The organism is bacterium, assembly GCA_040753555.1.
Taxonomy (GTDB): Bacteria; UBA9089; UBA9088; order UBA9088; family UBA9088; genus JBFLYE01.
The window spans coordinates 1-6,369 of record JBFMDZ010000126.1; the positions used below are offsets into that span (position 1 = coordinate 1).

Sequence of the window (6,369 nt, forward strand, 5' to 3'; positions counted from 1 at the left end):
GTTATAAGATTTCCTAAAGCCGTAAAGGTTCCCCATATTGGTTGGAACGGCGTAAGATTTAGCAACCATCCAATCTTTAATGATATTCCAGAAAATCCTTGGTTTTACTTTGTCCATTCATACTATCCTGTGCCAAGCGAGGATGTTATAATTGGTAAAACAAACTATGGAGACATTGAATTTGCCTCTGCTATTTCCAAAGACAATATCTTTGGCTTCCAATTTCATCCTGAAAAGAGTAGCAAAATTGGGCTTAGGCTTATAGAGAATTTTGTAAAATTGTAAATATGGGAATTTTAAGGTATTCAGAGGATAAGAAGGTTATAGAAGAAATAAAAAACAAAGGTTTTGATGAAAAAATTATAGAAAAAACAAAAGAAATTATATTTGAAGTAAAGAAAAATGGGGATGCCTCTATCTTAAAATTTACAAAACAATTTGATAAAATAAGCCTTTCCTCTTTAAGGGTGGATGAAAGAGAGCTTTCTCTTGCATACAAAGAAATAAAAAAAGAGGATATTTTAGCCATAAAGAAAGCAATTAAAAACATTAGCGATTTTCATAAAAAGCAATTAAGAAAGCCTTGGAAAAAAACAAAAAAGGGAAAAACAATTGGTGGAATTATAAGACCTATAAAAAGGGTGGGTTTATACATTCCCTGTGGCAAATTCCCCCTTGTCTCAACTTTACTTATGACAGCAATTCCAGCAAAGATAGCTGGTGTTTCTGAGATTGCTGTAGCTTGTCCTTCACCAATAAATCCCTACATTCTTGGAGTATGCCATCTTCTTGAAATCAATGAGGTCTATCAAATGGGAGGAGCTCAGGCAATTGCAGCCCTTGCCTATGGAACAGAAACAATAAAAAGGGTTGATTTAATAGCAGGCCCTGGGAATATCTATGTAACAATTGCAAAGAGGCTTGTTTTTGGCGATGTTGGAATTGACCTTCTAGCAGGTCCATCAGAAATTTTGATAATTGCAGATTCCTCTTGTAATCCTTCTTTTGTAAGCCTTGACCTTTCTGCCCAAGCAGAGCATGGAATTGGTGGATTTTCTATATTGATTACAACATCAGAAAGCCTTGCAAAAGAGGTTGAAAAAAATGTAGGCGATAAGGCAACAATAATAATTACAAAAAATTTGGGCGATGCTTGTTTTCTTTCCAATCTATTCTCTCCTGAACACCTTTGCCTCTATACAAAAAATCCAGAAACCCTCCTTAAAAAAATTGAAAACGCAGGTGCTATATTTCTTGGGGAGTATTCTCCTGTTGCATTGGGCGATTATATTGCAGGACCATCCCATGTGCTTCCAACATCCCAAACAGCAAGGTTTTTGGAAGGCCTTTCGGTTTCTTCCTTTCAAAAGAGGATTTCTCTTATTTCATATAGCAAAGATGGGGTTTTAGAAGATAGGGATGCTATTAGATTGGCGGAAATTGAGGGCCTTATAAAACACAAGGAAAGTATGAAGGCAAGAATAGATGCTTTATAATGAGACAATTGATGTCCTTAAAAGGCATAATATAAGGCTAAAAAAAGACCTTTCCCAGAATTTCCTTATAGATAGGGATATAAAAGATAAAATCATTGAGGAATTGGGCTTAAAAGAAAGCGATACTGTATTTGAAATAGGGGGAGGGATTGGCATTATTTCAAAAGAGATTGCACCAAAGGTAGATAAGCTCATTTCCTGCGAGATAGATCCTAATCTTATCCCAATTCTTAAGAAAAACCTGGAATCCTTTAAGAATGCAGAAATAATAGAGAAGGATATTTTAAAGATTGACCTTTCTTTAATTTTAAAAGATAAAGCAAAGGTTTTTGGTTCCCTCCCTTATCACATAACCACACCAATAATCCTTCACCTTTTAAAATTTAAGAGCTATATCACATCTTGTTTTCTTATTGTTCAATATGATGTTGCAAAGAGGATAATATCTTGCTCTGGAAGGGATTATGGTATGCTCTCTATCCTTCTTCAAATTTATACAAAGCCTGAAATTGTTATAAAAATAAGCCCAGAATCATTTATTCCAAGACCAAAACCCTCCTCAGCCCTTATTAAACTCAATTTTTTAGAAAAGCCCCAAATTGTTCCTTCCCCAAATTTTGGGAAGATTGTAGAAACCCTATTTTCGCAAAGAAGGAAGAAGATAATAAACTCCCTTTTAAAACTTAAAATTCCAAAGGAGACTTTGCTTTCTCTCTTGAAAGAAAAAGGGATTTCTCCAGATGCCAGGCCTTTAGAATTAAGTATATTTGACATTTCCAAAATAGCATCACAATTACAATTTTTTCTTGCAAAACCTCCTTCGTTTTTATAAAATTAAGATAAAGAATATAAGTGAAATTCAGCGAATTGGTAAGATTGTTGGAAGAAAATGGGTTTAGAATTGTAAAAGAAAAGGGGTCTATAAGATACTATAGAAAGCCGAAATGGGATAAGCTAATTCGGATTGACTATCATGGTTCAAAGGAAGTTCCTACTGGCACCTGTTATGCTATACTAAAGGCAGCAGGTTTAAAGAAATACTAAGGAGAAAAACAATGATTAGATTGGAATACACCTTAATAATTGAAGCTACCGAGGATCCTGAATATTTTGGATTTTACTCTCCTGACTTGGAGGGTTTTTCTGGTATAGGCAATTCTGTTGAAGATTGTATTTACAAGGCAAGAGAGGGGATGATGGAACATATAAATTTATTGAAAGAGCAGGGTTTGCCTATTCCACCTAAAAATCCAAATCCTAAAATTATAGTCCAAAACGAGGAGAAATTAGTTGCTGTTTGAAAGAATCAATAATTCCTGCATTAGAAAACCCTTTTTTGCGAAGAAAGCAGCTTTCGCATATTCCACAGGGCTTCCTCCCTCCTTTATAGCATGACCAGGTAAGCTCAAATGGAACACCAAGCCCTTTTGCAAGGAGAACAATCTCTTTTTTTGTTTTGTCTATCAATGGCCTTTCAATAGAAATAGGCTTTTTAGATACGCCAGCCTTTGTTCCCAATGATGCTGTTTTAAAGAAAGATTTTAAAAAATCATCCCTGCAATCTGGGTATCCTGAAAAATCCCTTGCATTTGCACCAATAAAGATAGAATTTGCTCCAATTTCCTCTGCGTATGATATTGCTATGCTTAAAAATATAAGGTTTCTTGCACTAACATAGGTTGATGGAATTCTTTCTCCTATTTTCTCTGTTTTTTCTGGGCTTGGAATTGGCTTTTTTTTGTCTGTTAGAGAAGATGAAAGCCAGGGAAGATTTATCTTTACAACAATAAGGCTTAACCCTAAAGATTCTGCTATTTTTCTTGCACAAACAAGCTCTTTTTTGTGCCTCTGTCCATAATCAAATGATAAGGGGAAACAAAGATAGCCCTTGCTTTTTGCAAGATAAAGAATTGTTGAAGAATCAAGACCACCAGAGAGAAGAATAACAGCCTTTTTATTTTCCAATATTTTTGAATATTCCCATTACATAGCTTGAGCTGTAATAAGAGATTTTCTCTTTTGTCTCCTTTAATGCCTGCTGTGCTTCATTTATGGAAGACAAAACAAGCTCAACTGAGTTTTCTTTTTCTGCCTTTTTAAGGAGATTTTTTGCTTTCTTTATCCTTTCCTTTGCATACCTCTCTGCCCCCTCCTTTTCTGCCTCTTCTATTAAAGAAGATGCCTTAAGGATAAGCATTTGAATATATTCTTTTGGTGACTCTTCTTTAGGAAATTTTGCTATCTTTAAAAGCTCTATCTTTGGAGCTTCTACCTTAGAAACTTTTACTATCTTTGGTGGTTCTACCTCAGAAATTTCTGCTATCCTTAATGGTTCTTCTTTAGAAATTTCTACTACCTTTGATGGTTCTTCTTTTATAGGCTCTATCTTTGGGGCTTTTATTGCTATTCTTTGAGGCTCTATTACAGGAATTTCTACAATTTCTTTCCTTCTCACAAAGATATTGACAAAAGTATATTCCTCTTTCTCTTTTATAACTACCTCTTTTTCCTCTGAAATCCATCCCTTTTTTTCTGCCTTTAATTTATACCTTCCAGGCTTAATTGTAATCTTTAGAGGTGTTTGGCCAGAGAGCTTTCCATCAATATATAATGATGCGTCAATTATAGGGTATGAGGCAACCATAAGTTCCTCACAAAATCCTAAATTAAAACTTAAGGTTAAAACTAAACCTATGCGTATCAGGAAGCCCATATTCCTCCTCCCTTAAAAAACTATAATCAAACCCATAATTTTTAAAAATTATCCCTAATCCTAGTGTTATATCTTTTTTGTCATATCCTCCCCTTAAGAAGATATTCTTAAGAGCCATAAGCTCAAATCCGCTATGCCACCCTATATCCCTTTCTTTTTTATTTACATCCCTTTTTACACTACAATCAGATGCTAATAAAAACCTTCCTCCAAAAATCCTTCTTGCCACACCAAACCTTATCTCCTTTGGAAATTCTTCATCCTTTATTGAGCAAGCAAGGTTTCTATACATAAAACCAGCTGAAAAATCACTTATAGGAAAATCCCCTTTATATAAAAGACCAATATCAAAGCCCATTCCTTTTTCTTTCTCTATCTTGCTTGATAGGCTAAACATATTTATATTTGCTCCATACATTACAGAATCTCCTATAGACGAAGCAGCTGATATAATAAAACAAGAATCAGACATCCTGCTTTTCTTTTTTTCACTTCCTTCTTCAAGGACACAGGATTTATAAATCAAGCCAATGCCTACCCCGGAGGACTTTCTAAAAGGCTGTGCTATACAAACCCAATCAATGTATGTAGAATCTGCTGAAAATGGATTTGCATGCATAAATGATGCCTCACCTTTGCTTATTACACAAAGACCAGCTGGATTCCAGTAAATGGCATTAGAATCATCAGATACACCAACAAATGCACCTCCCATTCCCTCTGGCCTTGCTCCAATCTCAAGGTCAATTGGTGTAGAAAAACAAAGGCTTGAATACAAAAGCAATAAAAAAAATCTTCCCACCTTTCTAATTATAGCCAAGCGAGATAATTTTTTGCAATAAAATTCTAAATCTAAACATTGCTTATACTCAATTTTTAGTATAAAATAGAAATGTTATTACTAATGAAAAGAAGGATTGAGGTTTTGCTTTCTGATTTTGTAAGGGATAGCTCTTTTGAAAAGCTAAAGGAAATAATAAGGGGGTTTCCTTGTCCTTATTTTTCCCTAATGGATAGTGATGGAAAATCCCTTTATTTAGAGGGAGAAACCTGCCAACAAATGGATAAAACCCCTTGTAAAATGTTTATAATTGATGGCTTTAGGAGGGCAAGGAATGAAAAAAAATCTTTTGTTTTAGAATGCAAGAGCGGTTTTTTTGGCTTCTTTTCTCCAATCTTTCTTGATGATGATTTTATGGGTCTTGTTACAGGATGTAGAATAGCTCCTTATGAGGTTCCATTGGGCTTTAGAGAGATAGGAGGAGAAAAAATAAGGAAGGGCTTTGTCTCATTCACAGAAAACGCTGAAAGCTCTGCTTTAAAGAAAATATTGGAGAGGGAGGCAAACCTTATTTCTTCTTATGCCTCATTATCCCTTAAGGCTCTCTTTAAAGATATTGAGCTAGAAGAAAAAGAGGATGAAATTCTTGCTATATCAGAATCATATAAGCTATTTTCTGGAGAATATGGAGCAGCAAGCTCTTTGGGAAAACAGAATCTATACTTTATTATGGTAGACCTTATCTCAAGGGCAATGGGTGCTGAGATTTGCTCTCTAATGACAATTGATAAGAGAACACAAGAGATGAGGATAGAGGCAGCGGTTGGCTTAGACCCTCTTATTATGGCAAATACAAGGATAAGGGTTGGTGAGGGAATAGCTGGCTATGTTGCAAAAACAGGCGAACCACTTCTTGTTGAGGATATTGATAATGACCCCAGATTTGAAAAAAGGCAATATACATCAGACAGGTATCATACAAAATCTCTTATCTCTGCACCCTTAAGGGCAGATGGCGATGTTTTTGGGGTTGTCTGCGTTAATAACAAGGCAACTCGGGAAAGATTTACAAAGCAAGACCTTGATATTTTAAGCCTTCTTCTTTCAAGGATTGTAAGGACAGCCGATGGTGAGATTGTTCCATTTCCAGTTAAGATAAAGGAAACATCAGACCTTGTCCTTCAAAATAATGCTCTAATGAAAGAAATAGAGGAATTTAGAACACAAATTAGAGCGTTAGATGGGGAAAAAGAAAATCTTACAGCAAGAATAAATGAGCTTGAAAAAGAGATTACAGAAGAAAAAGAAAGAAAAGAGGAAATTCTTAAAAAGCAAAAGGAGGAGGTTGAGTATTTTAAGGAATTGGCAGAGAAAGAAAG

9 protein-coding genes are annotated in these 6,369 nt (G+C 35.1%); 6 read left to right on the plus strand and 3 right to left on the minus strand.

The annotated features are described in order from the left end of the window. The 5 genes from hisH to AB1630_09510 all read left to right on the plus strand — a co-directional run. The coding region (gene hisH, locus AB1630_09490) for an imidazole glycerol phosphate synthase subunit HisH (protein MEW6104022.1) at positions 1-285 on the plus strand (285 nt) is incomplete at its 5' end. A gap of 2 nt (positions 286-287) precedes the next feature. Next, complete coding sequence (gene hisD / locus AB1630_09495) at positions 288-1,496, plus strand: histidinol dehydrogenase (GenBank protein ID MEW6104023.1); 1,209 nt, start codon at positions 288-290, stop codon at positions 1,494-1,496. After that, the gene (rsmA, locus tag AB1630_09500) at positions 1,486-2,328 is read left to right on the plus strand and encodes a 16S rRNA (adenine(1518)-N(6)/adenine(1519)-N(6))-dimethyltransferase RsmA (GenBank protein ID MEW6104024.1); all 843 of its coding nucleotides are present in this window, start codon (positions 1,486-1,488) and stop codon (positions 2,326-2,328) included. Before hisD ends, rsmA begins: the two co-directional genes overlap by 11 nt. A 20-nt stretch (positions 2,329-2,348) precedes the next feature. Then, entirely contained in the window at positions 2,349-2,540 is a 192-nt protein-coding gene (locus AB1630_09505) for a type II toxin-antitoxin system HicA family toxin (protein ID MEW6104025.1), read from the plus strand. 11 nt (positions 2,541-2,551) lie between these two features. Then, a complete protein-coding gene (locus AB1630_09510; protein ID MEW6104026.1) occupies positions 2,552-2,797 on the plus strand; it encodes a type II toxin-antitoxin system HicB family antitoxin in 246 nt (81 codons plus the stop codon). Here AB1630_09510 and queC read toward each other — a convergent pair. From queC to AB1630_09525, 3 genes are read right to left on the minus strand one after another with little or no spacing between them, the layout of a single operon-like run. Beyond that, entirely contained in the window at positions 2,760-3,461 is a 702-nt protein-coding gene (gene queC / locus AB1630_09515) for a 7-cyano-7-deazaguanine synthase QueC (protein ID MEW6104027.1), read from the minus strand. The two genes, AB1630_09510 and queC, sit on opposite strands and share 38 nt — an antisense overlap. Beyond that, entirely contained in the window at positions 3,451-4,209 is a 759-nt protein-coding gene (locus AB1630_09520; GenBank protein MEW6104028.1) for a PEGA domain-containing protein, read from the minus strand. Before AB1630_09520 ends, queC begins: the two co-directional genes overlap by 11 nt. Further along, a complete protein-coding gene (locus AB1630_09525; protein MEW6104029.1) occupies positions 4,163-5,011 on the minus strand; it encodes a PorV/PorQ family protein in 849 nt (282 codons plus the stop codon). The genes AB1630_09520 and AB1630_09525 overlap by 47 nt, the downstream gene beginning before the upstream one ends. A 102-nt stretch (positions 5,012-5,113) precedes the next feature. Between AB1630_09525 and AB1630_09530 the strand changes: the two genes are divergently transcribed. Then, positions 5,114-6,369, plus strand: a 1,256-nt coding sequence (locus AB1630_09530; GenBank protein ID MEW6104030.1) for a GAF domain-containing protein, incomplete at its 3' end; no start/stop codon positions are given.